The sequence below is a fragment of the Bradyrhizobium sp. PRIMUS42 genome (genome assembly GCF_023006515.1).
In the GTDB taxonomy this organism is placed as follows: Bacteria; Pseudomonadota; Alphaproteobacteria; order Rhizobiales; family Xanthobacteraceae; genus Bradyrhizobium.
Window position 1 is genome coordinate 1 of sequence record NZ_JALBGZ010000868.1, and the last position, 2,357, is coordinate 2,357.

A 2,357-nucleotide genomic window follows, 5' to 3' on the forward strand; every position below is an offset into this window, starting at 1 on the left:
CGCGCTCTATGGCGGCAGCCTCTCGCTCGGCGGCGCGCCGACCGGCGGCCTGCGCGCCGACCTGCTCCTTCCGGGAGTATAATCCCTTGTTCCGACGTGCTTTTTCGTCTTCGCCAAGTCCCGGCCAAAGCCAACCGGAGGGATTCCGTCCGACTTCCTAAACGGCTTCTTAAGTGGGCCCTCCTATGATCGCGCCCGGACGCAATCCCATGTCCGCCATTTTACCGTGCATTACCCGGGCGCATGAGCCAGACATCGATCGAGCGGCTGAGGGAATATCTCGCGCAGCTCCCGCCGCAGGCGCAGGCCCTGCTGATGCGGGAGTTCGAGCGCGCGCTGGAGCGCGGCCAGGACACGGCTGTCGCGACCCTCGTACTCGATCAGTTGCGCAAGATCGTCCGTAAGACCGAAGCCGACGAGGCTGTGCCGCCGCGGACGGACGATCTGTCGCGGCTGCTGTTCCAGGTGTTGGAACCGTTCCTGGTCGAGGCGGGCGCCCCGACCCGGGTCGGGCAGATCCGCCGCTCCTCGCTGCATCCGATCTGGCAATGGCTCGGCCGCGACGGCGCCCCGGACAAGGTGAAGGAATTCGAGGCGGCGCTGGCCCGCATGCCGGCAGACAGTGCAGGGCAGGTCGAAGCGCTGGCCTCGAAGCTCCAAGCGGTGGCTGCGGACGCCATTTTCGAGCTGACGGGTCCCGGCGGCGGCGACAAGTCGCGCGCGCTGGCCCGGGTCGGCCCGCCCAACGTGATCGAGGACCTCTATTCGATCGGAGCGTTGCTTCAGGTCCGGGAGGCCATCGCCAGCCTGAACGAGAAGCTGCCGCGCACCCTGCGCGCTTTCGGCGATTCCCAGATCGCCTCGGTGACGTCGGCGCTCAACATTCCGGTGCTCCAGACCCCGCAGATGCTGCCCTTCGCGCTGTCGACCGTGGTGCAGCGGATGACCGCCCCGTGGCAGATCATTCGCCTCGCCATCAAGATTGCTGCGTCCGACGACGAGATCCGCGTCGCGGCGACGCCCTACGGCGTCGCCGTCACGATCGCGCTGCACGATCTGTCCTGTGTTGCCGCCACCCTGCGCATGGACATCAAGCGCGGCCATTTCGACAACGTTGCCGGCAATCTCAAGGCGTTGCACGACGGCATACGCGGCCTGCGCACCGAGCTCGACCTGCGCAACGATTCCGCCTGGGGCAAGCAGTTGACCTCGATCCGGGCCGACATCTCCAATGCCTTGCAATCCGAGATCGACAGCGTTCCCGGCCGCGTTCGCCGCATCCTGCGCCAGCGAGCCGAGAAGGACATTCCGCCGGGGGCGCGGATCGACGGCACCGAGGTGGAGGAAACCGCGGCGCTGATCGATTTCGTCGCGACCTGCCGCAACTATGCGAGCGAGCTTGCGATCAACGAAGTGACGCTGCGCACCTATTCCGACCTTCAGCAATATGTCGAGCGCTCGACCGAGCAATTGGTGCAGTCGCTGCGCGCCGCCGATCACAAGGTCCGCACCTATCGGCAACAGCAGGTGCAGGCCGCGATCCGCTTCTGCCAGGTGCTGTTCGGCGACGATTACGCCTCGCTGATGAGCCGGGCCGCGGAGAACGCAGCGACCGGCGAGCGCAAATCGTCGCGCGCGAGCTGACCCAAGCGCATATTTTCGTGATCACAATTTGTGGTTGACGGTGCCGGTTGCGCGCCGTACGGTTCCCGTGCAAGTCCGGGGAACTTCCATTTGTGGGCGCATGAAACCCGTTATCAGCTCCATCGAAATTGAGAACCGCGTCATTGTTGCCAAGTATCAAAGACTGATGGTCGGCGCCAAGGTGGTGGTGGTCGAGAAGGCGAGCGGTCGGCAACTGTCCGAGACGATCACGAGGGTTGCATCTCCGGTTCCGGTCGGTGCGCTGCGCATCAGATTGCCGGATGCAGTCCAGCCGGGAACATACTTCCTGAAGGCCTTCAACGGGCATGGCGAAGACGCCGCGCAAAGCGCGGAGTTCGAAATCGGCTAAGCCGTTGGATTTTCACCGTTTCGGGACTGTGTGCGGTCGCGCCGAATTGACAATTGTCAATTGCCGCATCGTCCGGCCGTGGTGTAAAGCCACCTATGGGCGCGGTTCGTGCGCTGCCGGAAGCTTGCCAGATGACGCTATGGTTCGTGTTCGCGCTGATGACGGTCGCGGCGATTTTCGCCGTGCTCTTGCCGCTTGGCCGCAACGGACGCGCGCAAGACCAGGGCAGCGAGGTCGCGGTTTACAAGGACCAGTTGGCCGAGATCGAGCGTGATCTCGCCGCAGGCTCGATCCCCGCGCCGGACGCCGAGGCGGCGCGCGTCGAGATCAGCCGCAGGCTGCT

Annotated in this window: 3 protein-coding genes; all 3 read left to right on the plus strand. The window is 65.0% G+C overall.

The genetic code is table 11. The features are described from left to right. Positions 1 to 243 precede the first annotated feature (243 nt). Positions 244 to 1,644: a hypothetical protein gene (locus MOV75_RS34920; protein WP_246932064.1), complete on the plus strand. Its 1,401-nt coding sequence runs from the start codon at positions 244 to 246 to the stop codon at positions 1,642 to 1,644. A gap of 100 nt (positions 1,645 to 1,744) precedes the next feature. After that, on the plus strand, positions 1,745 to 2,014 hold the full coding sequence (locus MOV75_RS34925; RefSeq protein WP_246932067.1) for a hypothetical protein: 270 nt from the start codon (positions 1,745 to 1,747) through the stop codon (positions 2,012 to 2,014). 131 nt (positions 2,015 to 2,145) lie between these two features. Beyond that, positions 2,146 to 2,357: c-type cytochrome biogenesis protein CcmI (ccmI, locus tag MOV75_RS34930; protein WP_247007616.1), on the plus strand; the 212-nt coding region annotated here is incomplete at its 3' end.